The following is a 25,055-nucleotide window of genomic DNA, read 5'->3' as shown; positions in this document are numbered from 1 at the left end:
TAGTGACGCTTGAGTCTGCCTGTAATAGGGACACACCCAGGTTCCCATTGTTTAAGGCAGCTCCTCAGGCATACCGAGAGCATTTAGCCACTTCTCGCAAATTGCGGATTGGCCAATGTCGAAGCGACTTCCCTCACCAGCCGACAGGCATCACGCGCCCGGTCTGACCTTGGCGCTGCTGCTCGGCCTATGCGTTTCCGGCCACGCCAGCGCGGACGATGCCACGCCCGAACACGCCAGGCTCGCCGCCGCGCTGCGCCAGCTCGACAGCATCGAACGGCTCGTCGCACAACAAGCCGCGCAGCAACAGGACGAACGCGCCCGCTACCACTTCGACTACGCCCGTCTCACCGCTGACCTTGAGCGCGTGCGCGCCGGCATCCACGACTACCTCACCCCAACGCGTGCGCAACCGCGCGACCCCGCCCTGCTGCTTGGCGACTACCGTCAGCCTACCGCCGCCCTCGAGCCGCAGGTCGCGCCATGAACGCCGCGCAGACCGCCGCGTTCCAGGCCAACAGCGGCATCACCCCTTCCGACATGGCGACCGTGCTGCTCGGTGCGGTGTTCGCCGTCCTGCTCGTGTGGGGTGCCTGGGCGATGCGCAGCGCCTACGTCGGTTGGGCAGAAGAACAGCTTTCCCAACGTCAGTTCCTGGTCGTCGTGGTGCGCTTTGCCGTGCTGTACCTGGTGCTGACCTTTTTCCTGCTCTCGTAAGAGGTAGCCATGATGAAGCCGCTCACCCGCATTTCCCGCCCCCTCCACTTCGCCAGCCTGGCTGCACTGCCGATGTTCAGCGTGCTGCCCCCTCTCGCCCACGCCGATCTGCCCACCCTGGAAAACCCTTCGCGCGGCACGGGCGGCGGCATCATGGAAACGCTGCAGAATTACGGTTACGACATCGTGATGCTTATTGCACTGCTCGTGGTCGCTTCAATGTTCGTCGGCGTCTGCTATCACGCATACACCCGCTATGCGGAAATCCACATTGGCCGCTCAACCTGGGGCCAGTTCGGTCTGACCGTGGCGGTCGGTGCGATCCTGCTCGTGGTTGGCATCTGGCTGCTGACCGAAGCCATCGGCGTTCTCTGACCAAGGAATGCCGACATGGCTGAAGACATTCATCCGGACGGGACGGTGGCGTTCCTACCCCACCGTCTCAATCGTCACCCCGTGGTGGTGCGAGGGCTGACGGCGAATGAACTGTGGGTCTGCGCTGGGTCATCAGGCGTGATCGGTCTTGCGAGTGGCATCCCACTGGCCTTCATGTTCGCGACGATTGCCATCGTCCCCACAGCCATGCTGCTGGCGGTCACCGCTGGTATTTTCATCGGTGGCGGTATGCTGCGCCGGCTCAAACGCGGCCGCCCCGAAACCTGGTTGTACCGGCAGTTGCAGTGGTGGATCGCTGTCAATCTGCCGCAGCTCACGCCCTTCACCGACGGTCACGCTCTGGTAATACGCTCCGGTTACTGGACGACACGCCGGAGCAAGGCGCTGTGAGCCGGTTCAAGAACGAAGTGCTGCGGCTCGAAGCCCACATCAAGACCCTGCGTATCGGGGCCAGCGCACTGGTCGTGCTCGCGCTGGTCATGGGCGTTGGCTGGTGGAACGCGCCACGCGACCTGACCATCCATGTGCCACCAGACCTGCGTTCAGGCAGTACGCGCCAATGGTGGGACGTGCCGCCTGAGAGCGTTTACGCCTTCACCTTCTACGTCTGGCAGCAACTCCAGCGCTGGCCCACCAATGGCGACGAAGACTACCCGCGCAACCTGCACGCGCTTTCGCCCTACCTAACGCCCGCCTGCCAAGCGTTTCTGCAACAGGATTACGAGTACCGCCGCAATGCTGGAGAGCTGCGGCGGCGCGTACGCGGCATCTACGAGATTCCGGGCCGCGGCTACGGCGACAACCCAACGCTGCGCGTGCGCACAATCTCCACCCGCGAGTGGGTCGTAAACCTCGACGTCACGGCAGATGAATACTACGCCTCGGAGCAAGTAAAACGCGCCCTGGTGCGGTACCCGCTCAAGGTCCTGCGGATCGACGTTGACCCTCAGCGCAACCCTTTCGGGCTTGCCATCGACTGCTACGAGGGTGCGCCGCAGCGCATTGCCGCTCCTGTCGATCCGGCGGCAGCGCCCGCCCCTTCACAGGAAAAAATGCCATGAACCGCTTATTGCCACTGCCTCTTGCGGCGCTCGCACTGCTCCTGTGCAGCGCCGCCCATGCCACCGAGCTCATGCGTTGGGAGCGGCTGCCGCTGGCCGTACCGCTCGTGGTCGGCCAGGAGCGCATCGTCTTTGTCGAGCGCAATGTCCGCGTCGGGGTGCCCGCATCGATCGGCAGCCGCCTGCGGGTGCAGAGCGCCGCCGGGGCCATCTACCTGCTGGCGAGCGAGCCCATCGAACCGACCCGGCTGCAACTGCAGGACGCCGATACCGGTACCGTCATTCTGCTCGACATCGCCGCCGAACCCGAGCGGGAGGGCCAGCCACCCTTGGAGCCGGTGCGCATCATCGAGACTGCACCATCCGCTGCTCAGACGGATGCAGATGACAGTGCTACAGCTGCCCCACCCGTGCGAGCGACACCGCAGCCCGTCATCCTTACCCGTTACGCGGCACAAAACCTCTACGCACCGCTGCGAACCATCGAACCCGTGCCGGGCGTTACACGCGCAGCCTTACGCCGCGACCTGGCGCTGGACAGCCTGCTACCGACGTTGCCCATACATGCCCAGGCGCTCGCGGCGTGGCGTTTGGAAAACCTGTGGGTGAGTGCTGTGCGCCTGCGCAACAGCGCCTCGCACTGGCTTGATCTGGACCCGCGCGCGCTGCAGGGCCACTTCCTCACCGCGACCTTCCAGCATTCGACGCTGGGGCCTAGCGGCACGCCGGACGACACCACTGTCGTTTACCTGATCACCCGTGGACACGGGCTGGCGCAGGCCCTGCTGCCAACCATCGCGCCTGTCGATGCCTCCCTCAACCTGACTGTTCCGCAAGATGAAGGAGGCCGCTGATGCACAGCAATGGCCTGCTCAAATGGCTGATGATTCCCCTGGCGCTGCTGCTAGTGTTCGTCGGCATCAAGCTGTTCTCCAGCGGCAACGACATTCCCGGAACACTGGAAGAAGCTACCCGGCTCACGCCCGATGAAGCCAAAGCGCTCGGTATTGAGGGCGACACCCCACGTGACACCGTTGCAACGTTAGTCGCCCAGGTTCGTCAACTACGCACCGAGCTGCAGACCGCACTGGGCGACAACAAGGTTCAGCGCGAAGAGAACCTACGGCTGCGGCAACGCGAAAGCACCATCGACCGTCGCATCCAAAGCGCGCTCGACAGCGAACGCAATCAGCTGCATCAGGACCGGCAGCAGGTCAGCAGCGAACGGCAGAAAACCCAGGGCCTGCTGCAACAGCTGCAGCAGCGGCTAGATGGCATTGGCAAGGATAACCGCGCCGACCTACCGGTCGGCCTAGGCCTTGAGCCAGACGACAGCCTAGCTGGCGATACCCTGCTCTGGATCGAACCGGAGGACCGGCGCGACGATGGCAAGCAGCGCAACACCGACAATGCCAGTGACCATGGTTTCCCGACCCGCTTCGGGCCGGCGCAAAAGACGCTGGAAACTGCTGCCAGCTCCGCCGTTGACGCTGGACGCCGCGCGGTGGGAGTGCCCGAGACGACAGCCGTCTACACCGTGCCGACTAACTCGACCCTGATGGGATCGATCTCCATGACGGCACTGATCGGCCGCGTACCGATCGACGGCACCGTCAGCGACCCGTATCCATTCAAAGTCCTGATCGGACGGGACAACCTCACCGCGAACGGTATTGATATTCCGGACGTTGCCGGTGCCGTGGTCAGCGGCACCGCCTCGGGCGACTGGACCCTCTCCTGCGTGCGCGGGCAGGTCCGCTCGGTCACGTTTGTCTTCGAGGACGGCACAATCCGCACCCTCCCAAAAGACGACGAGCGCGGCAGCAACCGCCAACAAAGCAACAACGGCAACGACACACAGGATGGCATGGGCTGGATCAGCGACCCGCACGGCATTCCCTGCGTCAGTGGCCAACGCCGCAGCAACGCGCAGCAGTACTTGGGCACGCAAGCCCTGATCACCGCGGCCGGTGCGGGCGTCGCCTCGCTGATCGACTCTGACAGCGGTCAGGCCTCCTACATGAGCAGCGACGGTTCCATCGGTACCGTAGGCATCGGCGCGAACGAGGCTATGGGCCGCATCCTCGCCGGCGGCGTGCAAGACATGTCTGCCTGGGTCAACAAGCTCTACGGCCAGGCGTTCGCAGCGGTCTACGTCAAGCCCGGCGCACGCGTCGCAGTGCATCTCGAAGAACCCCTGACCATCGACTACGACCCTAAAGGTCGCCGCGTCGATCACCGTCTTGGAGGAAGCTCACATGCGCAAGATCTGGACTAACAGCCTGACGCTGTTGGCCGTCGTGCTCACACTCGGCGGCTGCGCGACAAGCAAGGACGAACTACTGCCGCACGACGACAGCACCATGCTCGATATCTGGAACGTCGAGACTGGCGGCGGAACCGCCCGGCAGTTGTTCGATGCACGCCAGGCCCTGCGCCGGCCTTTGACCGAGGCCGATGTACACGCTGTACCCATCGTGCAGGCCCGCTATACACGCACGGCCGCCAACGAAATTTACCGTCAGTTCCATCGGCTGCCGAACCCCGATCTGCTGATGTACGTGTTCCCGCACCTGGCTGGCAGCGACCCGGTACCGGTGCCCGGCTACACCACGCTGTTCCCTCTGTACCAGCGCGTGCAGTACGCACTGCCTGGCGAACGGGTCGAGGACTACTGATGGTCTGGTCCCTACTCAAGCACCGGCGCCAGGCCGAGGAACCCGCGCCACCTGCGAACGCCTGGGCTCGCCATGTCGCCGAGTTACGCACCCACGGCATTGCTGAACCTGGCACCGCACACGTCTCGCGTCAGCCGGCCACTCAGGCCGACGAGAAAGCACTCTACGATGTTGCGCCCTCGTTCACCGACCTGCTGCCGTGGGCCGAGTATCTGCACCAGTCACAGTGCATGCTGCTTGATGACGGCACCTCCGTGGCGGCCTTCTACGAGCTGCTCCCGGTCGGCACGGAGGGACGCGAACCCGCCTGGCTGCTGCAGGTCCGCGACACGCTGGAAAACGTACTGCAGGATGCTTTCGACGAATTAGAGGACAACCCCTGGGTCGTGCAGCTCTACGCCCAAGACGACCCCAACTGGGACCGTTATCTCGACGAGCTGCGCGCCTACATCCAGCCCCGCGCCCAAGGCACCGCCTTTACCGAGTTCTACCTGCGGTTCTTTGGCCACCATCTGCAGTCCATCGCCAAGCCCGGCGGTCTGTTCGAGGACAACACCGTCACGCGCCTGCCCTGGCGCGGGCAGACCCGGCGCACGCGCATGATCGTCTATCGCCGTGTCGGCAACGCGCCGCAGCGCCGTGGGCAAGCGCCCGAGCAGGCCCTCAACCGAGTCTGCGACCGCCTTGTCGGCGGCTTGGCCCATGCTGGTGTACGCGCCAGACGTCTAGGCGCGGCGGACATCCACGCCTGGTTGTTACGCTGGTTCAATCCCCATCCAACCCAGGTAGGTAACACCGCAGAGGACCGGGAGCAGTTCTATGCCCTGACCGGCTACCCGGACGAACAGGAGCCCGGCGAGATCGAGCTGGCCAGCGGCACGGATTTCAGCCAGCGGCTTTTCTTCAGTCAGCCACGCTCGGATGTCGCTCAGGGCCAATGGCACTTCGATGGAATGCCACACCGCGCTATCGCCGTCGACCGCCTGCGCACACCGCCATCGACCGGGCACGTCACCGGCGAAACCCGCAAGGGAGACGCGGTCAATGCGCTGTTCGACCAACTGCCGGAAGACACGATCCAGTGCCTGACGCTCGTCATCACGCCGCAGGATGTGCTGGAAGCGCACCTCAACCACCTTGGCCGCAAATCCGTGGGCGACACCCTAGCCTCGGAACAGGCCCGTGCGGATGTGCAACAGGCCCGCAGCCTGATCGGCAGCGCTCACAAGTTGTACCGGAGCGCACTCACCTTTTATCTGCGGGGTCGCGACCAGTCCGAGCTGGACGCACGCGGCCTGCAACTTGGCAACGTGCTGCTCGGTGCCGGGCTGCAACCGGTACGCGAAGAAGATGAGGTCGCACCGCTCAACACCTATCTGCGCTGGCTGCCCTGCGTCTACGACCCTGCGCTGGACAAGCGCCAGTGGTACACCCAGCTGATGTTCGCTCAACACGCCGCCAACCTGGCACCGCTGTGGGGGCGCAGCCAGGGCACCGGCCACCCCGGTCTCACATTGTTCAACCGCGGCGGCGGCACCATCACCTTCGATCCGCTCAATCGCCTCGATCGGCAAATGAATGCGCACCTGTTCCTCGCCGGCCCGACCGGCTCCGGCAAGTCGGCCACGCTCAACAATCTGCTCAACCAAGTCACCGCGATCTACCGACCAAGACTGTTCATCGTCGAAGCCGGCAACTCCTTTGGCCTGTACGGCGATTTCGCCGCGCGGCTGGGTCTCACCGTGCATCGTGTGAAACTCGCGCCCGGCTCGGGCGTCAGCCTCGCCCCGTTCGCCGATGCGCACCGGCTGGTGGAAACGCCCTGCCAGGTGCAAACGCTCGACGCCGATGCCTTGGATGAAGACGACGCAGCTAACGATGGCGATGAGCAGCGCGACGTCCTGGGTGAGCTGGAGATCACCGCCCGCCTAATGATCACAGGAGGAGAAGAACGCGAGGAAGCGCGCATGACGCGTGCTGATCGCAGCCTGGTTCGCCAATGCATCCTCGACGCGGCAGAGCGCTGTGTCGCCGAGCAACGCGCGGTGCTCACGCGGGACGTTCGCGATGCCCTGCGCGAGCGCAGCCGCGACACGACTTTACCCGAGGTTCGCCGTGCACGGCTGATGGAAATGGCCGATGCCATGGACATGTTCACCCAGGGCAGCGATGGCGATATGTTCGACCGCCCCGGCACGCCCTGGCCGGAAGCCGACATCACCATCGTCGACCTGGCTACCTATGCCAGGGAGGGCTACAACGCTCAGCTTTCCATCGCCTATATCTCGCTGATCAACACCGTCAACAACATCGCCGAGCGCGACCAGTTCCTGGGCCGTCCGATCATCAACGTCACCGACGAGGGGCATATCATCACCAAGAACCCATTACTCGCGCCCTATATCGTCAAAATCACCAAGATGTGGCGCAAACTTGGGGCCTGGTTCTGGCTGGCAACGCAGAACCTGGACGACCTGCCCAAAGCCGCCGAGCCAATGTTGAACATGATGGAATGGTGGTTGTGTATGGGCATGCCACCAGACGAGGTAGAGAAAATCGCCAAGTTCCGCGAACTCACTCCGGCGCAGAAAGCCCTGATGCTCTCTGCCAGAAAGGAGACCGGCAAGTTCTCGGAAGGCGTAATCCTGTCGCGCAGTATGGAGCTGTTGTTCCGCGCGGTGCCCCCTAGCCTCTATCTCGCGCTCGCCCAAACCGAGCCGGAGGAAAAAGCCGAGCGCTACCAACTCATGCAACAGCATGGCATCAGCGAACTCGACGCCGCGCTCAAGATTGCCGAGAACATTGACCGGGCGCGCGGTATCGCCCCGCTGTCGATGGACTGGAGCATCCTGAGCAAGGTCCGTTGAAGAACTCTTAAATTAGACTAAATGTACAGGTGTAATCGGTGTTTCGCCGACTATTGAGCGATGGGAACCAAATCCTCCTGCACACCCGAACTCACGGCCAGGCGCTATCCTGGGAGCGGAACCGCCTTGGCCCAAACGCCGAATCCCGCCATTCCTACGTGCTCTGCGACGCATCAGTTAAAGCGACACTTAAACCGGACGAATCAGTTTCCGATTCTTTGTCGTGCTCAGAGCCATGCTGCGCTCAACTGACGTTGCAAGTCGGTAGCCACGGTCCTCAAGGCTACGGCGCCGCATTGCCGCGCTGACCACTCCCGTTCGCCTTGCATCCCTGTGCGAACAGCCACCGCCAAGGCGTTGGCGGATGCCATGCTCATCCAGACACCACAACCATCGTCCCCGGAGGGAAAACCCTCCATGGGCGCACCTCCGAACTCTCCCGCGGAGGTCATCCCATGCTCACATCCTTAGTCCGCCTCGACTCTATGGCAAAATCCTGTCCGCCAACGGCTCTCGACTACGAAAACCGCATCATCGCGCAGGCTATTGAGCTACTGGAGCGCCGCTTATTCAACGATGGCCCCCTACTGCTCAACCCGGAGGCTGTCAGCGACTATCTGCGTTTGAAGCTGATGCCAGAACCCAGCGAAGTGTTCGTCGCAGTATTCCTGTCCTCAAAACATCAGGTCATCGCCTGTGAAACGCTGTTTAGGGGCACAATAGACGCAGCTCAAATTCATCCCCGCGTGCTTGTTCAGCGAGCGCTTGCCCACAATGCCGCCGCCCTGATCGTCGCGCACCAGCACCCGTCCGGCTGCTCAGACCCCTCATCCTCGGACGAACGACTGACCCAGCGCGTGAAAAATGCGCTGGACTGCGTGGAAGTACGGTTGCTGGATCATTTCATCGTCGGCAAGGGCGAACCGTTCTCGTTCGCCTCGAATGGCCTGCTGTAGTCCTCGTCGCTACGCGGCGCAATCTTTTCCCTACCTGCACGGAGTCGGCCGCCCACTCGGGCGCGCCGCCCCGCGCCTGCTTATCTCCGCACAGAAACCTTTTGGCTCCGCGTTGTTCTCCGGCTCGCGATTAAATCGGAAGGCCGTGATTCCCGTTTGTTTGTCGCCGTGTCCCTTTCCGTCGAGTCAACTGCCGGCACAATCCACTTTCACGGTAGCTTGACATGCCAGCCCCGCTTCCTTGCCCACCCAAACTGCGCATGTACGTACTTGCCACAGCGCTTTGCACAGCGCTGCTCGGCCCGCTGGCGCAGGCCAAGAACATTCTCGTTGTTACCGATAGCCAGCACCCGGTACCGGCTACCCGCGGCGTTCGGGTTATCGAGCTGGATCAGCCAGCCCGAATCAAGGCCGAGTTGGGTGCCCATCTGCCTGCCGACCCCACGCGCAGTACCGCCCTCGTGCAACGGCGACTAAAAGACGGCGGCAACTTTCTACAGACGCGCCTTGGTACGGCTTACCAAGGCGTGGTGGATGCCTGGAGCCTGGGCATTACCACGATCCCCGCTGTAGTGGTTGATCAACGCTATGTGGTTTATGGCGAGCCGGACGTCGCCAAGGCGGTTGCGCTCATCAAAGCGCATCAGAGAACGCAGCCATGATGTGTTCTCACCGCCTGCGCGCCGGCATCGCCGCCATTCTACTGACGACGGGGACCCCGTCGTTCGCGCTCGACACCTCGACCATCGCATCCTCGACGCTCTCACCGGATTGTCTGGAATATCGCGTTGCCGGGATCTGTTTCTGGCTGCTCTGTACGTATTTCAGTTGCTCCGTGGAGACCTCGGTCAAGGTCAGGCATTACGTGCCCGACGCGGTTGTGTCCAGCTACTCGAACACTGGCGCGAATCCATGGGTGGATGTGCAGTCGATGAGCCAACCCAACGCCACGGCACAAGCCGGCGGCGATGGTACGACCAACGAGAACCACGAAAACAACCTGGCGAAGTTCAAGAACGCCGACGTGATCGGCCACCCCGGCGGCTATGTATTCAGCCAGTTCGCCTCCGGCTTCGGCTATATCTGCGAAGGTGCTGGCACCGCCTTCATGCCTTACCTGTTAAGCACCCTCGACACCATCGCGTGGCGCTACAACATCCCCGAGATGGTGTACCCGGAAGCGCTGACTCCAGGCGAACGCGAGATCGGCACCCGCACTGACCGCAACCTCTGGGGCAACGTCTATCCACGCGGCGGCTTCCTGCACCAAAGCGACGACTACATGGCCGGCGCGGTGGTGGCCCAACGTGCCGGGGATGTCGTCACCCGCCGCGGCCAAATCCACCTCTACCAGCCTCTGCTCGCCGATGCCGCGGACGGCTACTGGCCAGCCGGAGATCTGATCGAGAGCGACGCCACGACAGGCAAGTGGCAGGAATTGACACCGACGCTCTCTCGCACGTGCGCGGTCTTCCCTCACTCCGAAAACCGCGTGCAGGCGCAGCAGGGTGATTACGCCTGGGCGCTGTGGCGACCCTATAGCTGCTGCGAACGCGAAGGTCAGGTGTTTCTGGGCAGCGTCGATTTCAACTGAGGCAGGCCATGATGACCCGTTGCATATCCTCTCCTGCTGCAATGCCGCGCCCTCTCCTTCTAACCGCTGTTTTGATGATGGCATGCACCAATGCATCTGCTCAGACCAGCGTCAACCAACATGGTGTGCAACATCAGGGCTCCGTGATCGGTGACGATGTGCTGTATTCGATCGGCGGCGGCCAGGCCGTGTCGATGACACCCGCGTCCAATATGCGCTCCATTGGCGTTGGCGTCGGCTGGGACAGCAATCTGATCTGCGGCGATATGTCTATCTCGACCACGATCCAGAACCAGTTGAACGGCGTGACCAACGGGTTCCAGACCATCATGTCCTCAGTCATTCAGAACGCTACGGCCGCCGTGGCGTCGTTGCCTGCACTGATCATTCAGAGGGCGGACCCCGGGCTATACAACCTGCTGACCAACGGCGTGCTGCAGGCTCGGCTGGACTTCGACCGCTCCAAACTGACCTGTCGCGCAATGGCGGAGAAAATGGGCGACATGGCCGGCGGCCAGATCGGATGGAGCCAGCTCGCCGATGGCATGGTACTTAGGCAAGCCGTTTCAAGTACCGACGCCGTATCAGCCATTGAGCAGACCGAATCTAGCCGCGGCAACGAAGGGGTGACCTGGGTCGGTGGTGAAAATGCGGGAGGCATGGGGCAGCGCCCGATTCGCGTCGTCAGTGATGTCACCCGCGCCGGTTACAACCTGGTTAACGGGCGCGATGTCGACGACACCAGCACAATCGATCCGAGCAGTTGCGGTGGCAACCTGACCTGCCAGACCTGGAACTCGCCCACCGCAGCCTCAGCCTGGGCCGTACGGGTGCTGGGCGAGCAAGAGCAGCGCACGTGCGAAGCATGCACCAAGACTATGACGATGCCCGGAGTCGGCCTGACGCCGCTGATCCAGGAGGAATACGAGGAGAGGCTCGAAGTACTCCAGGGGCTGATCGCCGGCAGCCAGCCCCTAAGCTTCGACAATTTACAGACGGTCGGCAGCGCCTCGCTGCCAATCACGCGCGGCGTGATTGAAGCACTGCGCGACGAACCCGATCAAGACATCCTGGCGCGGCGCCTCGCTTCGGAAATCGCCTTGTCCAGCGTGCTCGAAAAAGCATTGCTGCTGCAACGTACCCTGCTGACTGGACGCAAAGAACCGAACGTTGCAGCCAACGAATTAGCGCAAAAAGCAGTTTCACGCGAAAGCGATCTACTCGACCGCGAAATCCATAACCTGAAAACCGAGCTGGAGCTGCGCCGCGAGCTGGCGAGCAATTCGCCCACTGCCATCATCCAGCGTCACAGCGCACGCTCTGCGGGCTCGCGAGGCATCTATCAAGGTGATCCGACCCGCGACCGGCTCGATCAGTTGCAGCGCCCACCAAGCAGCGGGAGCACTCCATGAGCATGGCGTGGCGGCGCCACTGGCTACGTCGCGCAAGTTTGACGCTGCTGTGGGTCCTTCTGCTACTGGTCGCGACAATCACTGCCAATGTCGTCGGCATCCACTTGGCCGGCGGCATCGAGGGTTGGCAGCAATGGCTGGATGATCATAGCGGCCATTTCCTGGCCTGGCGGCTACTGCTCTATGCCAGCACCACTTGGGGCTGGTGCTGGATGCGGCGCCGTGTACTGGCTCGCGAGGCGGAAACCGGCACTCACCGGCGCCTGCGGACGGCCGAAATCGCTGCTGTCATCGCAATAGCGGCACTGGAAATCAGCCAGTTCGTACAAGGCGGATAACCGGAGGCTGCAATGACCCTCTACACCACCGATTACCTTGAGTATTACCTGACGCTTGTCTCCTGGATCGTCCACAACGGCATTTGGGCAGTTCTCGTCGCCAGTGGCGTATTCGCCATACCCTTTTTAGCGATCATCATTCAGGAATGGCTCAAGGCTCGCGCCGAAGGTGCCGACGAAGGCAACAAGGGCGCGTTGTCGGCCGTGCGCATCGAGAGCCGCGTCTATGTATCCATCGTGGTTATCCTGTTCGCGGGCATGCCGTTCATCGACGTGGATTTCAACACGCTCCAGTTCGATCGCACCCGCTCAGCTCAATGCCAAGTGAGTGTCCCGGTGCCTGCTGAGACAGGCTGGTCCCAGTCCTTCAGCACCCTCAACAACCAGTCGGCCAAAGTGCCGGTGTGGTGGGCCTTCATGCACACCGTCTCGCGGGCGCTCACCGGCGCTGCGGTGGCGGCGATCCCCTGCGGCACCGATCTGCGGCAGATGCGCATGGAGGTCGACGCCACCCGCATCGATGATCCAGTCCTCGCCCAAGAGGTGAGCGATTTCACTCACGACTGCTATGGACCTGCACGCGCCAAGCTCTTCATGAATCGCCCGACCCTGGACGAGGAGCAGATGTACGACGTGACCTGGATCGGTTCGCGCTTCTTCCTCAACACTGCGGGTTACTACGACATCTACCGGGCAATGACGCCACGCGAGGGCTGGGCCTACGACAGTGCCCGCGATGCTGGGTTGACTGAGGTGCCCAGCGGCGCGGGTTATCCAACCTGCAGTCAATGGTGGTCCGGCAGCAGGAACGGACTACGTGCGCGCCTGCTCGGCCAGGTCGACCCCAGCTTGCTGACGCGGATCGGCGGCTGGGCCGGTTTCCTGTCACAGGATCAAGTCAACGATTCGGTGATTCGCGCCATCGCGTCGCCCCGGCAGCAGAAGCTCAACCAGGGGGCGGTCTACAGCGACTACGGCGGCCAGATCGAAATGACCATCCCCAATGTCGCCACCCGTGCCGTCGGTGACGCCGGGCTGACTATCGGCTCCATTGGATTCTTCCCCGCGATGGATGCGATGCGGCAGGCGCTGCCGATGGTTCTGGCACTGCTAAAGATGGCACTGGTGATCTGCATCCCGTTGGTGCTGGTTATCGGCACCTACGATCTCAAAACCGTAGTCACGATCAGCATCGTGCAGTTCGCGTTGTTTTTCGTCGATTTCTGGTTCCAGCTCGCGCGCTGGGTCGACTCGACGATCCTCGACGCGCTCTATGGCTGGGGCTGGGGCTGGAACCGACCGCACGCAAACTTCGATCCGCTGATCGGCTTGAATAATACCTTCGGCGATATGGTCGTCAACTTCGTGATGGCCACGATGTTTATCACGCTGCCCGCGTTTTGGGTTGCTGCCTTATCTTGGGTCGGTGTACGCACCGGCGGACTGCTACAAGGGCTCTCGGATGGCACACGACCGGTAAGTCAAGCAGGAGGAAAAGCGCCGGGAATGCTCTCAGGCAAACTCAGGTAGGCAGCGAACCCGACACCTAATGATGGCGTCAGTCATCATGCTGCGGGTCTGCGAAACGCGAATCGGGAGCATCATTGTAAAGAGCCGGATGGTAGCCAGGATTGATCTTGTGTTCAGCTTGCTCACCGACCGCCCACTCTTCTGACGCACCTTCATCGGAGTCGCGGGCCATCCATGCCGCAATCACTGCCACAAGAAGCACAAGCACCAACCAGAAGGCGGCGTATAGCAGCACACCAACCACCATCAGCTTGGCAATCCAGAGCAAGGCAGTAGCTCCACCAGCAGGTAAACCGTGCTCTACGAGCCAACCACTCATCTTCCGCTCTAGACGCAGGCATCCACACCACATCCGGCCGAATACTTGGCCAAGGTGCTCTGCGAATGAAGTCTGCGCAAAAGTTTTCATGGTGGTTACCTCATGGTCGTCCCGCTATGTCCTCTCAACATCGGGTCTGCCGTGCCTTTGATCGAAGCTCACGTGGTTATTCAAGCGTAACGGGCATTTCTGCACGTCATCCATCAGACACCGTGGCGCGACCAAAACTCCGCAGGCGTTACGATGGGATACCGATTTGCCAGCGCAAGCAAGTCCTTGTCGCCGGTAATCAGATAATCGGCCTGCGCCGCCATCAGCGTGAGCAATACGAGCTGGTCAGCCGGGTCACGCAGGTCTGCCGCATGTTCGCCCTCCGGCTCGACGATATCGACCAGGAACATGAGGCTGTCGACCAGATCGCGGATCTCCACGGGGGTCATGCCGATTCGGGGCAAGCGCGGCAACACACGGGCCAGCTCGTCCAGGATGTAGTGCGAAAGCGCGACATCCAGACCGCCTTGGCGCCAGGCCGCCACAATGCGCCCCGGCACGCTGCCCGGATACGCCAAGCCCGACACCAGCACGTTGGTATCGAGCACGACGCGCAGCCCTGCCATCAGCCCCGCTTCCGCTCAGCCGCAACCGCAGCCTCGATCTCGGCCAGACCGTCCTCGACCGATACGCTGGCGTAGGCCTCGCCGATCCGGCCGCTCAACGCATCGAAGCGCTCCTGCATGCGTCGAATGCGGGCGAACAGCTCGGCGTCTACAAGGGCCGCAACCGGTTTGCCGTCCTTCTTGATGACGATGCTGTCGTTGCGGTATTGCACCTGGTTGAGCATCTCGCCCAGGTTCTGCCGGAAGCTCACGGCGCTGACTTCGGTAATCATCATCCACCTCGGACCATATCGGTCAATATGATTGATATGATCATTATGGTATAGGTTCGGCATGGTGTCCATCCGGCTGGCCTGTGTGGGTCACCACGGTAGAGGGGGAACAGCCTGCCTTCTCTAAACAATCCGGTTTGGATCATCACCGCATTGTCTGGTGCCAGCAAAGGAGCAACTGCCCGCACCAAAAGTCTGGAAAAGGGCAAGAGACTAGAAGTCACGAGGAAAGGCCCTGCCTGAACTGAGCAAAGCGCACGGCCAAACGTGCTCCTTCTAGGGGCGCCCTCAAAGAGCAATCACCCACACCGCATAGACGCTCGCGGATGGCCGTTCGCGCCTGCTATATCAAAGGATTCCAGCAAGGGCGCAAGGGAATGGGACTCAAGGGAAACGGGCTTACCCGGAAAGGGAAAAGGCCCTCGCCTGCCTCAACTCCAGGTGCCATCGATGCTCTCGCTATTCCAACGAAAACGCCCAACAGCAGCCTCTCTCCCCTCCACCGGAGGCAAGGAAAAAGGACTGATGCGGCCCGAGTCGGTCGCCTCCCTGCTGTCCACAACGCGCCGGCAGAAACTGCTGGAACACATCTGGCAACGCACCTCGCTCTCGCGCAAGCATTTCGCCTCACTCTACTTGGCTCCGCTGCAACGCTATGCCGAGCTGGTCCAGCAGTTTCCTGCGTCGGAAGCGCATCATCATGCGTATCCAGGGGGGATGCTGGACCACGGCCTGGAAATCGTCGCGTATGCGCTCAAACTGCGGCAGTCGTACCTGCTACCCAGTGGCACCACACCCGAGGACCAGGTCGTGCAGGCAGAAGCCTGGACCGCCGCCATAGCCTACGCCGCGCTGCTGCATGACATCGGCAAGATCGCTGTCGATCTGCACGTCGAACATGCCGACGGCAGCATTTGGCACCCCTGGCACGGCCCGCTGGCACGCCCCTACCGATTCCGCTACCGGCAGGATCGCGAATACCGCTTACACAACGCTGCCACGGGCTTGCTGTATCGCCAGGTGCTCGATGGCGAGAGTCTCGACTGGCTCAGCACCTTCCCTCCACTCTGGTCCGCACTGCTGTACGTCCTGGCCGGCCAGTACGAACACGCCGGCGTCCTCGGTGAGCTGGTCATTCAGGCCGACCGTGCTTCGGTTGCCCAGGCCCTGGGCGGCGATCCTGCACGGGCTATGGCGGCCCCGAAGCAAGCGCTGCAGCGCAAGCTGCTCAATGGCCTGCGCTACCTGCTGAAGGAGGAGCTGAAACTCAACCAACCCCAGGCGTCGGACGGCTGGCTGACGCAGGATTCTCTGTGGTTGGTCAGCAAGACTGTTTCGGACAAGTTGCGCGCGCACTTGCTGGCACAGGGCATCGAAGGTATCCCTGCGAACAACACTGCCGTGTTCAACGTGCTGCAGGATCACGGCATGCTCCAGCCCACCACTGACGGCAAGGCAATCTGGCGAGCAACGGTCACGAGCGACGCAGGCTGGTCGCACACGTTCACACTGCTGCGATTGGCGCCGGCTCTGATCTGGGAGGGAGATGGTCGGCCGGAGCCGTTCACTGGCACTGTCGTGATTGAGGTAGAGCGCAACGATGCGACCACAGAATCATTCATCGATAGCGGTGAAACCTCACCCGTGGCGACCGCCGCACGTGCGGCCTCTGCTGCACCCGCTGCCGATAGCGTCGACGCCCTGCTGGCATTGCTCGGCACCTCAGATACCGAACCGCACCCACAGAGGCCGGAGGTTGAACCACCCCCAGCAACGGGCATCAATGACCCGGCCGCACCTTCCCAGGCGAACGATTCAATGCTGCCCCCTGCCGCTGTACTTCCGCCCATCGAAAACGGTGGAAACTCACCGGAGTCACCTTCCGGCGAACATTTCCTGGCTTGGCTGCGGCAGCGTGTACAGAGCCGCAAACTCATCATCAATGACGCCAGGGCCCTGGTGCACACCGTGGCCGACACGGCATTTCTGGTTAGCCCCGGTGTGTTTCAGCGCTACGCACAAGAGCACCCGAACACGGCCACGCTCGCCAAGCAGGATCAGGTTGCAGATTGGCAGTGGGTGCAAAAGCGCTTCGAAAAGCTGCAACTGCACCGCAAGCAGGTCAATGGTCTGAACATCTGGACCTGCGAGGTGACAGGACCACGCAAGTCACGACGACTGCATGGTTACCTGCTGGCAGATCCGAGGCATCTGTTCGAGGAAGTGCCGCTCAACAACCCGTTCTTACAACTTGGCGTTGATCGCAGCTGACCCGACTTGAGCAAGAGAATGTCGCTAGTGTGGACTACGAAAGTGCCGAAGCCTCGCTCGTTGCAACATACAACCATCTCTGGACTCAGCAGCTACTCGGGCTTTTGTTGTCTGCTTATTTGCTCCCGGAGGCCTGGGTGGCGCCTCCAAACCTCCGGGTAAGCTGCGAATGAACACGCTACCGAGCGATCACCGCAGACTGCGCTGCTTGACCAGCATGTAGATCGCCGGAATGACCACAAGCGTCAGTACGGTGGAAGAAATCATCCCACCCACCATCGGCGCGGCAATGCGTCGCATCACCTCCGAGCCGGTACCGGTGCCCCACATGATCGGCAGCAGGCCGGCCATGATGGCCACTACCGTCATCATCTTCGGCCGTACTCGCTCGACTGCACCAGTTATGACTGCCTGGTAGAGATCAGCCACCGTTAACTGCTCGCCGGCTGCTTCCCGTTCGGCTCGGCGCTCGGCGAGCGCATGGTCAAGGTAGATGAGCATGATCACACCGGTCTCGGCAGCCACGCCAGCCAGGGCGATGAAGCCCACCACCACGGCCACCGAGAAGTTGTAGCCCAGCGCCCACATGAGCCAGATACCACCCACCAGCGAGAACGGCACCGAGAGCATGACGATCAGCGTCTCGGTAAGCCGGCGGAAATTCAGGTACAGCAGCAGGAAGATCAACACCAGGGTCAGCGGCACGACGATTTTTAGCCTCTCCGCCGCCCGCTCCATGTATTCGAACTGGCCGCTCCAGGTCACGTAGTAACCGGGTGGAAAGGTCACCTGATCATTGACCGCCTGCTGTGCCTCTCGCACATAGCTGCCGATGTCGCGGCCGCGAATATCGACATAGATATATGCTGAGAGCAGCGCGTTTTCGGTACGAATGCTGGGCGCGCCCTTGGAAACGCTGATATCGGTGAGCTGCCCGAGCGGAATTTGTGCGCCGCCCGGCGTGGGCACCAGCACCTCGGTGGCAATACGCTGCGGGTCGGAGCGCAGCTCCCGTGGGTAGCGAACGCTGACGCCGAATCGCTCGCGCCCTTCCACGGTCGTGGTCACAAGCTCGCCGCCCAACGCAGTGGCTATGACCATCTGCACCTCCCCCACCGTCAGGCCGTAGCGGGCCAGGGCATCGTAGTCGGGGGCAATATCAAGATAGAAGCCACCCGTGATGCGCTCGGCAAACGCGCTGGTTGTCCCGGGCACCGCCTGCACAACCGTCTCGATCTGGGTGGCCAGCCGCTCGATCCCGGCGAGGTCCATGCCAAACACCTTGATGCCAATGGGCGTTCGTATGCCGGTAGATAGCATGTCCAGGCGCCCCTGAATGGGCATGGTCCAGCTGTTGGCCACACCCGGAAACCGGAGCGCTTCATCCATCTCGGCGATGAGCTTATCCATCGTCATTCCCGGCCGCCAGTGCTCTTCCGGCTTGAGGTTGACCACCGTCTCGAACATTTCGATCGGGGCCGGGTCGGTGGCCGTGGCCGCGCGGCCCGCCTTGCCGAATACCGAGGCTACCTCGGGAAAGCTCTTGATGATCCGGTCCTGCACCTGCATGAGTTCCGCAGCCTTGGTGATGGACATGCCCGGGAGCGAGGCCGGCATGTACAGCAGCGTGCCTTCGTTGAGGCGCGGCATGAATTCGCTGCCAAGCTGGCGCGCCGGCAGGATGCTCACGCCCAAAACCACGAGCGCCACCACGATGGTTGTCACCTTCCATCGCAGCACGATATGGATGATCGGGCGATAAATCCAGATCAGGAAACGGTTCACCGGGTTCTTGTGCTCGGGGATGATCCGCCCGCGCACGAACAACAGCATCAGCACCGGCACCAGCGTCACCGAGAGTAACGCCGCACCCGCCATGGCGAAGGTCTTGGTGAAGGCGAGCGGCGAGAACATCCGTCCTTCCTGGGACTCCAGCGTGAACACCGGTAGGAAGGAAACGGTAATGATCAGCAGCGAGAAGAACAGCGCCGGCCCCACCTCGCGGCAGGCTTCAATGATGACCTCTGCCCTCGGCTTGTCCGGCGACGCTCGCTCCAGGTGCTTGTGCGCGTTCTCAATCATCACGATGGCCGCGTCCACCATTGCGCCGATAGCGATGGCGATGCCGCCCAGGCTCATGATGTTGGAATTGAGCCCCAGCCAGCGCATGACGATGAAGGCGATCAGGATGCCCACCGGCAGCATGAGGATGGCCACCAGCGCACTGCGTACATGCAGAAGAAACACAATGCACACCAGCGCGACGATGATCGACTCTTCCAGCAGCGTGACCTTGAGATTGTCCACGGCGCGCTGGATAAGATCCGAACGGTCGTATACCGGCTCGATCTCGACACCTTCCGGCAGGCCGGGACGAATCTCCTCTATCTTGGCCTTCAGGTTGTCGATCACGTTCATGGCATTTTCGCCGTAGCGGGCGACGGCGATGCCGCCGACCACCTCGCCCTCCCCGTTGAGCTCGACCACGCCGCGACGCTCATCAGGGCCGAGCTCGACGCGCGCCACATCGCGCAGCAGAACCGGCACCCCGCCCGCGGCCTTGAGCACCAGTTTCTCGATGTCCGCTGCACCACGCAAATAGCCGCGACCGCGCACCATGTACTCGGTCTCGCTCATTTCCACGATGCGACCGCCCACGTCGGCATTGCTGGTCCGAATGACGTCGGAAATGCGGCTCAACGGGATGTCGTAGGCCTGCAGCTTCTGCGGATCGACGGTGACTTGGTACTGCTGGACGAATCCGCCGATGCTGGCGATTTCGGACACACCCTCGGCCTTGGTGAGTTGATAGCGCACAAACCAGTCCTGCAGCGTGCGCAGCTCCGCAAGGGTATGCCGCGCACTGGTCAGCGCGTATTGGTAGACCCAGCCAACGCCGGTGGCGTCCGGCCCCAGCGCCGGTGTCACTCCAGCTGGAAGGCTCTTGGAGGCGAAGTTCAAGTACTCAAGCACCCGCGAGCGTGCCCAGTAGATATCGGTGCCGTCCTCAAAAATCACATAAACGAAGGAGGCGCCAAAGAACGAGAAGCCCCGTACCACCTTGGAATTGGGTACCGAAAGCAGTGCCGTGGTGAGCGGGTAGGTAACCTGGTCCTCTACCACCTGCGGCGCTTGCCCCGGAAACTCGGTGTAGACGATCACCTGCACGTCGGACAGGTCCGGCAGCGCGTCCAACGGGGTTTTCACCACGGCGTAGACGCCGGCGCCGATAATGATCAGCGTGGCGAGCAACACCAGGAAGACGTTGCGAACCGACCATTCAATGATTCTGGAGAGCATATTCAATGCCCCCCATGGGAGTTGTCGTGGTCATCCGGCATGACATGACCGGAATGTGCTCCTGGCTTAGTGTGGCTTTCGTGGTCATGCACATCATCCGGCGAAGCATGAGTCTCGCTGCTCCCGTGACTGCCCCCATGATTGTCGTCGCTGCTTTCAGTGTGGCCAGCATGGCCGCTGTGTGCGTCGTCATCGGTCGGGGTGGCGGCATGGCCAGGACTTTCGTGGCTCCCATGATCATGGGCATCGGCTGCCGCCGACTTCGGGCTCATGCCGCTCAGCGCTGCCTTGAGGTTGCTCTCGGCATCGATCAGGAAGTTGGCCCGCGTGACCACGGACTCTCCCTCGCCCAGCCCTTCAAGCACTTCAAGAAAGCCGTCTGCCAGTCTGCCGGTGAGCAGTTCGCGCGGCTCAAAGCGACCCTCACCCAGGGCGACCAGTGCGACCTGCCGAGTGCCGCTGTCGATCACCGCCGAGTCGGGAACCGCGAGCACGGGTGTGCGCTCCCCAGCAGCCAGCTGGGCAGTGCCAAACATGGCCGGCTTGAGCAGGCCGTCGGGATTGGACAGCTCGATACGAACCTTTACAGTGCGGGTCTGCGGCGAGAGATCGGGGTAGATGAAGGTCACCTCGCCAGTGAAATGGCGGCCTGGATAGGCGCTGACCGTGAGCTGTACCGCTTGCCCCGGTTTTACCAACGCCAGGTCCTGCTCGAATACCTCAGCGATAAGCCAGACGGTATCGAGGTCCGCAATTCGGTAGAGAGCGTCCCCGGCCTGGAAGCGCATGCCTTCCAACGCCGGTTTGTCCAGTACGACCCCATCCACCGGAGCGGTGATCGTCAAGGTACGGCTGGTTTTGCCGGTACGGCGCAAGCGCTCAAGCTGTGCTTCGCCAATATCCCAGTTGCGTAGCCGCTGCATGGCAGATTCTGAGAGTGAGGCGACCCCCTGCCTGGCATTCGCACTGCCAGCCGCTAGGCGCTGTCGTCCAGCATTGGCGATCAAGAACTCCTGCTGCGCCGAGACCAACTCGGGGCTATAGACGTCTATCAACGGCTGGCCCTTACGGACCGGCTCACCGGTGGTGTTCACATGGAGCTTCTCAATCCATCCGTCGAACTTCGGCGCCAGGGTGTACTGGCCACGCTCGTCCACCTGCACCGTACCGACGGCACGCACCGTGCGCGTGAGCACGCGGCGCTCGACCGGCGAGGTCAACACACCCAGTAGCTGGATCTTCTCGGGACTGATGGTTACGGTACTTCCGGATTCCTCACCCTCGTAGACGGCGATGTAGTCCATGCCCATGGAGTCCTTCTTCGGCACTGGCGAGGTGTCCGGCAGGCCCATGGGATTACGGTAGTAGAGAACCTTGCGCTCGCCCCGCGCGCCAGCGGGCGCCTCGTTGGCATACACCGGGATGTAGTCCATCCCCATCGGGTCCTTCTTCGGCACCGGCGAGGTATCGGCCAGGCCCATGGGATTGCGGTAGTAGAGAGCCTTGCGCTCCTGTGGCGCGCTGCTACCGACGGCCGCTGAAGGTGCGGGCTTTTGCGCCATCATGTAACCGCCTGCAAACCCGGCGATTGCGGTGGCGAGGGCAAATGCGCCGGCGCCCAGAATCATGCTGCGTTTCATAGCTCTGCTCCGACAAGACGCTCCAGTTCCACCACCCGTACGCGCTGCTCCAGTTCATACGAAAGGAGCGACAGCCGCAGTTGACGGATCTGTCGCTGGGCATCGAGCAAGGTGGCGAAATCGACGTTGCCGGTCTGATAGCTGGCGAGCGCCGATTGATAGGTGAGTTCCGCCTGCGGCAAGAGCGTTCTTTCGGTTAGCGCGTGCTGCCGAAAGGCTGTCTCCAACGCCGACCATGCTTCACCGACGCTACCGGCGAGGCGACTGTTGACCGCTTCGCGCCGCGCCTCTGCGGCATAGCGCATTGAGACGGCCTCGCGCTGCTCGGCGCTGCGGCGCCTGCCCCACAGTGGAACGTTCATCTCCAGCATCAATTCGAATTCTTCTGCGCGGTTGCCCATCTGCACAACGGCGGTGCCGACGGTGATATCCGGAATCCAGTTTCGATTCGCGAGCTCCTCGGCGCGCCGGGCTTCCTGAATCCGTGCATTGAGCTCGGCCACTTGAGGATTGCCGCCAAGGATTCTCGCCTGCAGCTCCGCCAGGGTAGGCACCGCTGCAGGCAGCGCGGACCAGCCGGCAGGCGTCGCCAGTGGCGCGTTCGCCGGGCGCGCCAGAATACCGTTGAGCCGCGCCGCAGTACCGCGCCGGTCACGCTCCAGCGTTAGCAGCTCGCTCTGCAGGCTGCTGTGCTCGGTCTGCGCCTTGATCACGTCTTGTTGCGGTGCAAGCCCGACCCGGTAGCGCGCCTCGGCGATGCTCTCAAGCTCATCCACCAGGCTCCGCAACTCCTCGGTCACCTGGGTGGCGGCATGGGCGTACTGGTATTCGTTGAAGGCGAGTTTGACCAGGCTTCTGAGCTCGACCCGGCTCAGGCGCTCGCGCGCCACCGCCTGCTCTGCGCCCGCCTCGGCGATCTCGCGTGCAAGCCCTCGCTTGCCGCCCAGCGGAAAGGTCTGACGGAACGCGTAGCGTGTGCTGCCGACGCCGCTCGGCGAGAGGCTCGGGTCGTCACGGGCGATACCCATTTCTTCGAACGTGAGCATCGGATCAGGAAGCGAGCCGGCCACGTCGGGCCGCTCCCAGGCGGCCTGTCTCTCATACCCTGCAGCCCGCAGCTCAGGGCTCTGGCGTTCGAGCAGGTCGAGCAGCGGAGGCAAGGTGGCGCCAAATTCGGCTGACTCTGGTGCGGCTTGAACACTGCCGCTCAGAACAAGGCCCAGGGTGACAGCAGCCAGCAGCACTCGTTGGCTGCCAGGCAACGGTTGAACGATCCGTTTCATGATTTCCCCTTCCCGCCAAAACGGCTCCTTTGATTGCCACAACAACTTGAGTCTTCATGGGTTTTGGTTGTGCTCATCACATCGCCCCCATCACGGAGAGCGGAAACGGGCACGCCAACCAGGCACGACACTTGCCCAAGACATTCATCAGATCTAGCTCCGTAGCACGCGGAGTCGGCACAAGAAAAAGCATGGGCTCGTTAATAATCCGAGCCTCAAATTAAGAAGCGATCTTTATTGCCTGGCTTTATTGCAGATCAGACCTTTCGGACAAATGACCTGAACATTACATTAATGTCAGCCTATAGCCTTAGGGTTCCCATAGACATCACAGTCCGCATAGCGTTTTTACGCTACCGACTAACCGCTTCTCGGTTTATAAAGGCGCTCGATGTGGTAAATCGACACACATGCCTTGGCTGATGCGTTCGCTCGAACTTCGTCAATAAAACTTCGCTCATCGCCGCGCTGTCCTGGCAGTCAACAATACAGCTCATGCTGCAGCCGATCCCATGAGCAGCAAGCAGTAAAAAATAACCAAAATGTAATTTTCAGGAAAGGCTCCAGTAAGGACATCAGCGCTAGCCTCAAACCAAACAAACAAGAGGTAATACTGATGAAAAGCATAAGCGGGCTTTTTTTAGCACTGGCACTCACCGCCACCTCGCCCCTAATAATGGCTGCGGGTGATGATGCGCAGACCATGAAGCACGACCATACAGTTGGTGACGGTCATGAGGTAATGCTAAACCTACTAAAAACCGGGAAAGTCTTGAGGGTCACCCCCGCAACGGAGACTAAACTCAACACAGGTGACGTGAGAACTTACGAAATCATTATTAAAACCCCAGATGGAGTCACTCATTCCGTTGAGTTTCGCGGAATGCCAGTCGGCATTAGAAATGGTTAACTTTTTGTAAGTGTTAATTCACGCCCTTCCAGATAGACAATGATCTCCGTGCCAGACTGCAGAACTGGCGCGGAGACTTAAAGCTCTCGCAAACTCAAGAGGCAATAAAAAAGGGTATGAATCGCCCCGGGTTTCGTGGAGGCCTCAACTCTTGAGAAGATGAGGCCATGAGAAAGACTACGACCTATTCCCCTGAAGTCCGTGAACGTGCTGTGCGCATGGTTCTGGAACACCTGAAGGACTATCCATCCGAGTGGGCGGCCATTGAGGCCATTGCTCCGAAGATTGGCTGTGTCCCGCAAACGCTGCATGGCTGGATTCGTCGCCAGCAGACCGATGCTGGACAGCGCCCCGGCCAAACGAGCGAAGAGCGCGACCGCATCAAGGCCCTGGAGCGGGAAAACCGCGAGCTGCGCAAAGCCAACGAAATCCTGCGCCTGGCCAGTGCGTATTTTGCCCAGGCGGAGCTCGACCGCCGCACCAAGTCCTGAGGGCATTTGTCGATCAGCATCGTGACCGTCTCGGGGTCGAGTCGATCTGCCGTGTCTTGCAGATCGCCCCGTCCGGTTACCGCAGGCACGCGGCGCAGCAGCGCAACCCAGAACTGCGCTGTCGCCGTGCTCAGTGTGATGACGCGTTGATCCTGGAAATCCAGCGCGTATGGGACGCCAACATGCAGTGTTATGGCGCAGTGAAGGTCTGGAAGCAGCTCCGACGAGAAGGCATCGAGGCAGCCAGATGCACGGTGGAGCGGTTGATGCGTCTAGCCCGGATTTCTCATGAGGCCGGCAGGCGTGGCCGGTGAAGCCTCGGTGTATCAACAACCTGCCTTCCACCGCTAAAAATTGATCGTTTTTTATTCAATTCCCGCGTATGGGGCGCACTGCCCCCTTT

General features: G+C 61.7%; 23 protein-coding genes, 1 pseudogene and 1 other annotated feature. Of the genes and pseudogenes, 18 read left to right on the top strand and 6 right to left on the bottom strand.

The window, feature by feature from the left end; translation table 11 throughout:
• Nucleotides 1–115: 115 nt before the first annotated feature.
• The 15 genes from G7020_RS16970 (at nt 116) to G7020_RS16900 (ending at nt 13,549) form a co-directional block, all read left to right on the top strand.
• A complete protein-coding gene (locus G7020_RS16970) occupies nt 116–487 on the top strand; it encodes an RAQPRD family integrative conjugative element protein (protein ID WP_181086350.1) in 372 nt (123 codons plus the stop codon).
• The gene (locus G7020_RS16965) at nt 484–717 is read left to right on the top strand and encodes a TIGR03758 family integrating conjugative element protein (protein ID WP_003291024.1); all 234 of its coding nucleotides are present in this window, start codon (nt 484–486) and stop codon (nt 715–717) included. Before G7020_RS16970 ends, G7020_RS16965 begins: the two co-directional genes overlap by 4 nt.
• 72 nt (nt 718–789) lie before the next feature.
• On the top strand, nt 790–1,092 hold the full coding sequence (locus G7020_RS16960; protein WP_312910650.1) for a TIGR03745 family integrating conjugative element membrane protein: 303 nt from the start codon (nt 790–792) through the stop codon (nt 1,090–1,092).
• 15 nt (nt 1,093–1,107) lie between these two features.
• A complete protein-coding gene (locus G7020_RS16955) occupies nt 1,108–1,503 on the top strand; it encodes a TIGR03750 family conjugal transfer protein (protein ID WP_181070865.1) in 396 nt (131 codons plus the stop codon).
• Nucleotides 1,500–2,174, top strand: a complete 675-nt coding sequence (locus G7020_RS16950) for a PFL_4703 family integrating conjugative element protein (RefSeq protein WP_181086349.1) — start codon at nt 1,500–1,502, stop codon at nt 2,172–2,174. Before G7020_RS16955 ends, G7020_RS16950 begins: the two co-directional genes overlap by 4 nt.
• On the top strand, nt 2,171–3,028 hold the full coding sequence (locus G7020_RS16945; RefSeq protein WP_181086348.1) for a TIGR03749 family integrating conjugative element protein: 858 nt from the start codon (nt 2,171–2,173) through the stop codon (nt 3,026–3,028). Before G7020_RS16950 ends, G7020_RS16945 begins: the two co-directional genes overlap by 4 nt.
• Complete coding sequence (locus G7020_RS16940; RefSeq protein WP_181086347.1) at nt 3,028–4,452, top strand: TIGR03752 family integrating conjugative element protein; 1,425 nt, start codon at nt 3,028–3,030, stop codon at nt 4,450–4,452. Before G7020_RS16945 ends, G7020_RS16940 begins: the two co-directional genes overlap by 1 nt.
• Complete coding sequence (locus G7020_RS16935; protein WP_181070861.1) at nt 4,433–4,852, top strand: TIGR03751 family conjugal transfer lipoprotein; 420 nt, start codon at nt 4,433–4,435, stop codon at nt 4,850–4,852. The genes G7020_RS16940 and G7020_RS16935 overlap by 20 nt, the downstream gene beginning before the upstream one ends.
• A complete protein-coding gene (locus G7020_RS16930; protein ID WP_181086346.1) occupies nt 4,852–7,719 on the top strand; it encodes a conjugative transfer ATPase in 2,868 nt (955 codons plus the stop codon). The genes G7020_RS16935 and G7020_RS16930 overlap by 1 nt, the downstream gene beginning before the upstream one ends.
• Nucleotides 7,720–8,174: 455 nt before the next feature.
• The gene (radC, locus tag G7020_RS16925; RefSeq protein WP_041771763.1) at nt 8,175–8,675 is read left to right on the top strand and encodes a RadC family protein; all 501 of its coding nucleotides are present in this window, start codon (nt 8,175–8,177) and stop codon (nt 8,673–8,675) included.
• Nucleotides 8,676–8,899: 224 nt separating this feature from the next.
• Complete coding sequence (locus G7020_RS16920; protein ID WP_181086345.1) at nt 8,900–9,337, top strand: TIGR03757 family integrating conjugative element protein; 438 nt, start codon at nt 8,900–8,902, stop codon at nt 9,335–9,337.
• On the top strand, nt 9,334–10,269 hold the full coding sequence (locus G7020_RS16915; RefSeq protein WP_180983605.1) for a TIGR03756 family integrating conjugative element protein: 936 nt from the start codon (nt 9,334–9,336) through the stop codon (nt 10,267–10,269). The genes G7020_RS16920 and G7020_RS16915 overlap by 4 nt, the downstream gene beginning before the upstream one ends.
• Nucleotides 10,270–10,280: 11 nt before the next feature.
• Nucleotides 10,281–11,681: an integrating conjugative element protein gene (locus G7020_RS16910; RefSeq protein WP_376747448.1), complete on the top strand. Its 1,401-nt coding sequence runs from the start codon at nt 10,281–10,283 to the stop codon at nt 11,679–11,681.
• Nucleotides 11,678–12,019, top strand: coding sequence for a hypothetical protein (locus G7020_RS16905; protein ID WP_181067681.1), 342 nt, complete (start codon nt 11,678–11,680; stop codon nt 12,017–12,019). Before G7020_RS16910 ends, G7020_RS16905 begins: the two co-directional genes overlap by 4 nt.
• Before the next feature lie 12 nt (nt 12,020–12,031).
• Complete coding sequence (locus tag G7020_RS16900) at nt 12,032–13,549, top strand: conjugal transfer protein TraG N-terminal domain-containing protein (RefSeq protein ID WP_181086344.1); 1,518 nt, start codon at nt 12,032–12,034, stop codon at nt 13,547–13,549.
• A gap of 28 nt (nt 13,550–13,577) precedes the next feature.
• Here G7020_RS16900 and G7020_RS16895 read toward each other — a convergent pair whose 3' ends face one another.
• From G7020_RS16895 to G7020_RS16885, 3 genes are all read right to left on the bottom strand, one after another.
• Nucleotides 13,578–13,958: a DUF3742 family protein gene (locus G7020_RS16895; RefSeq protein WP_181086343.1), complete on the bottom strand. Its 381-nt coding sequence runs from the start codon at nt 13,956–13,958 to the stop codon at nt 13,578–13,580.
• A gap of 113 nt (nt 13,959–14,071) precedes the next feature.
• Nucleotides 14,072–14,485 (bottom strand): putative toxin-antitoxin system toxin component, PIN family, encoded by a 414-nt coding sequence (locus G7020_RS16890; RefSeq protein WP_013983181.1) that lies wholly within the window; start codon nt 14,483–14,485, stop codon nt 14,072–14,074.
• Nucleotides 14,485–14,760 carry a type II toxin-antitoxin system Phd/YefM family antitoxin gene (locus tag G7020_RS16885; protein ID WP_232244006.1) on the bottom strand — a complete coding sequence of 92 codons (276 nt, stop codon included), beginning with the start codon at nt 14,758–14,760 and terminating at the stop codon, nt 14,485–14,487. The genes G7020_RS16890 and G7020_RS16885 overlap by 1 nt, the downstream gene beginning before the upstream one ends.
• A 447-nt stretch (nt 14,761–15,207) precedes the next feature.
• Here G7020_RS16885 and mobH point away from each other — a divergent pair, with 447 nt between their 5' ends.
• The gene (mobH, locus tag G7020_RS16880; RefSeq protein WP_181086367.1) at nt 15,208–17,028 is read left to right on the top strand and encodes a MobH family relaxase; all 1,821 of its coding nucleotides are present in this window, start codon (nt 15,208–15,210) and stop codon (nt 17,026–17,028) included.
• Nucleotides 17,029–17,217: 189 nt separating this feature from the next.
• Here mobH and G7020_RS16875 read toward each other — a convergent pair whose 3' ends face one another.
• Genes G7020_RS16875 through G7020_RS16865 form a run of 3 tightly spaced genes read right to left on the bottom strand, consistent with a single transcriptional unit; the run spans nt 17,218 to nt 23,251 of the window.
• Nucleotides 17,218–20,328, bottom strand: a complete 3,111-nt coding sequence (locus G7020_RS16875) for an efflux RND transporter permease subunit (protein ID WP_003280474.1) — start codon at nt 20,326–20,328, stop codon at nt 17,218–17,220.
• Between the two features lie 2 nt (nt 20,329–20,330).
• The gene (locus G7020_RS16870) at nt 20,331–21,968 is read right to left on the bottom strand and encodes an efflux RND transporter periplasmic adaptor subunit (protein ID WP_003280473.1); all 1,638 of its coding nucleotides are present in this window, start codon (nt 21,966–21,968) and stop codon (nt 20,331–20,333) included.
• The gene (locus G7020_RS16865) at nt 21,965–23,251 is read right to left on the bottom strand and encodes a TolC family protein (protein ID WP_181086342.1); all 1,287 of its coding nucleotides are present in this window, start codon (nt 23,249–23,251) and stop codon (nt 21,965–21,967) included. The genes G7020_RS16870 and G7020_RS16865 overlap by 4 nt, the downstream gene beginning before the upstream one ends.
• 616 nt (nt 23,252–23,867) lie before the next feature.
• Between G7020_RS16865 and G7020_RS16860 the strand changes: the two genes are divergently transcribed.
• Both G7020_RS16860 and G7020_RS16855 read left to right on the top strand, forming a co-directional pair.
• Nucleotides 23,868–24,161 (top strand): hypothetical protein, encoded by a 294-nt coding sequence (locus G7020_RS16860; RefSeq protein WP_181086341.1) that lies wholly within the window; start codon nt 23,868–23,870, stop codon nt 24,159–24,161.
• Nucleotides 24,162–24,328: 167 nt separating this feature from the next.
• Nucleotides 24,329–24,963: pseudogene (locus G7020_RS16855) on the top strand (IS3 family transposase); the annotation flags it as partial.
• Nucleotides 24,607–24,723, top strand: a sequence feature (AL1L pseudoknot). Its footprint overlaps the pseudogene before it by 117 nt.
• Nucleotides 24,964–25,055: the final 92 nt, after the last annotated feature.

The sequence above is a fragment of the Stutzerimonas stutzeri genome (assembly GCF_013522825.1).
Taxonomy (GTDB): Bacteria; Pseudomonadota; Gammaproteobacteria; order Pseudomonadales; family Pseudomonadaceae; genus Stutzerimonas; species Stutzerimonas stutzeri_AK.
The sequence above is the reverse complement of the archived record's forward strand: the minus strand, read 5'-3'. Positions and strand labels throughout refer to the sequence as shown.

Coding starts and splice junctions, on each gene's coding strand:
- G7020_RS16970 (WP_181086350.1), top strand. CDS start 116: ATGTCGAAGCGACTTCCCTCACCAGCCGACAGGCATCACGCGCCCGGT.
- G7020_RS16965 (WP_003291024.1), top strand. CDS start 484: ATGAACGCCGCGCAGACCGCCGCGTTCCAGGCCAACAGCGGCATCACC.
- G7020_RS16960 (WP_312910650.1), top strand. CDS start 790: ATGTTCAGCGTGCTGCCCCCTCTCGCCCACGCCGATCTGCCCACCCTG.
- G7020_RS16955 (WP_181070865.1), top strand. CDS start 1,108: ATGGCTGAAGACATTCATCCGGACGGGACGGTGGCGTTCCTACCCCAC.
- G7020_RS16945 (WP_181086348.1), top strand. CDS start 2,171: ATGAACCGCTTATTGCCACTGCCTCTTGCGGCGCTCGCACTGCTCCTG.
- G7020_RS16940 (WP_181086347.1), top strand. CDS start 3,028: ATGCACAGCAATGGCCTGCTCAAATGGCTGATGATTCCCCTGGCGCTG.
- G7020_RS16935 (WP_181070861.1), top strand. CDS start 4,433: ATGCGCAAGATCTGGACTAACAGCCTGACGCTGTTGGCCGTCGTGCTC.
- G7020_RS16930 (WP_181086346.1), top strand. CDS start 4,852: ATGGTCTGGTCCCTACTCAAGCACCGGCGCCAGGCCGAGGAACCCGCG.
- radC (WP_041771763.1), top strand. CDS start 8,175: ATGCTCACATCCTTAGTCCGCCTCGACTCTATGGCAAAATCCTGTCCG.
- G7020_RS16920 (WP_181086345.1), top strand. CDS start 8,900: ATGCCAGCCCCGCTTCCTTGCCCACCCAAACTGCGCATGTACGTACTT.
- G7020_RS16915 (WP_180983605.1), top strand. CDS start 9,334: ATGATGTGTTCTCACCGCCTGCGCGCCGGCATCGCCGCCATTCTACTG.
- G7020_RS16910 (WP_376747448.1), top strand. CDS start 10,281: ATGACCCGTTGCATATCCTCTCCTGCTGCAATGCCGCGCCCTCTCCTT.
- G7020_RS16905 (WP_181067681.1), top strand. CDS start 11,678: ATGAGCATGGCGTGGCGGCGCCACTGGCTACGTCGCGCAAGTTTGACG.
- G7020_RS16900 (WP_181086344.1), top strand. CDS start 12,032: ATGACCCTCTACACCACCGATTACCTTGAGTATTACCTGACGCTTGTC.
- G7020_RS16895 (WP_181086343.1), bottom strand. CDS start 13,958: ATGAAAACTTTTGCGCAGACTTCATTCGCAGAGCACCTTGGCCAAGTA.
- G7020_RS16890 (WP_013983181.1), bottom strand. CDS start 14,485: ATGGCAGGGCTGCGCGTCGTGCTCGATACCAACGTGCTGGTGTCGGGC.
- G7020_RS16885 (WP_232244006.1), bottom strand. CDS start 14,760: ATGATGATTACCGAAGTCAGCGCCGTGAGCTTCCGGCAGAACCTGGGC.
- mobH (WP_181086367.1), top strand. CDS start 15,208: ATGCTCTCGCTATTCCAACGAAAACGCCCAACAGCAGCCTCTCTCCCC.
- G7020_RS16875 (WP_003280474.1), bottom strand. CDS start 20,328: ATGCTCTCCAGAATCATTGAATGGTCGGTTCGCAACGTCTTCCTGGTG.
- G7020_RS16870 (WP_003280473.1), bottom strand. CDS start 21,968: ATGAAACGCAGCATGATTCTGGGCGCCGGCGCATTTGCCCTCGCCACC.
- G7020_RS16865 (WP_181086342.1), bottom strand. CDS start 23,251: ATGAAACGGATCGTTCAACCGTTGCCTGGCAGCCAACGAGTGCTGCTG.
- G7020_RS16860 (WP_181086341.1), top strand. CDS start 23,868: ATGAAAAGCATAAGCGGGCTTTTTTTAGCACTGGCACTCACCGCCACC.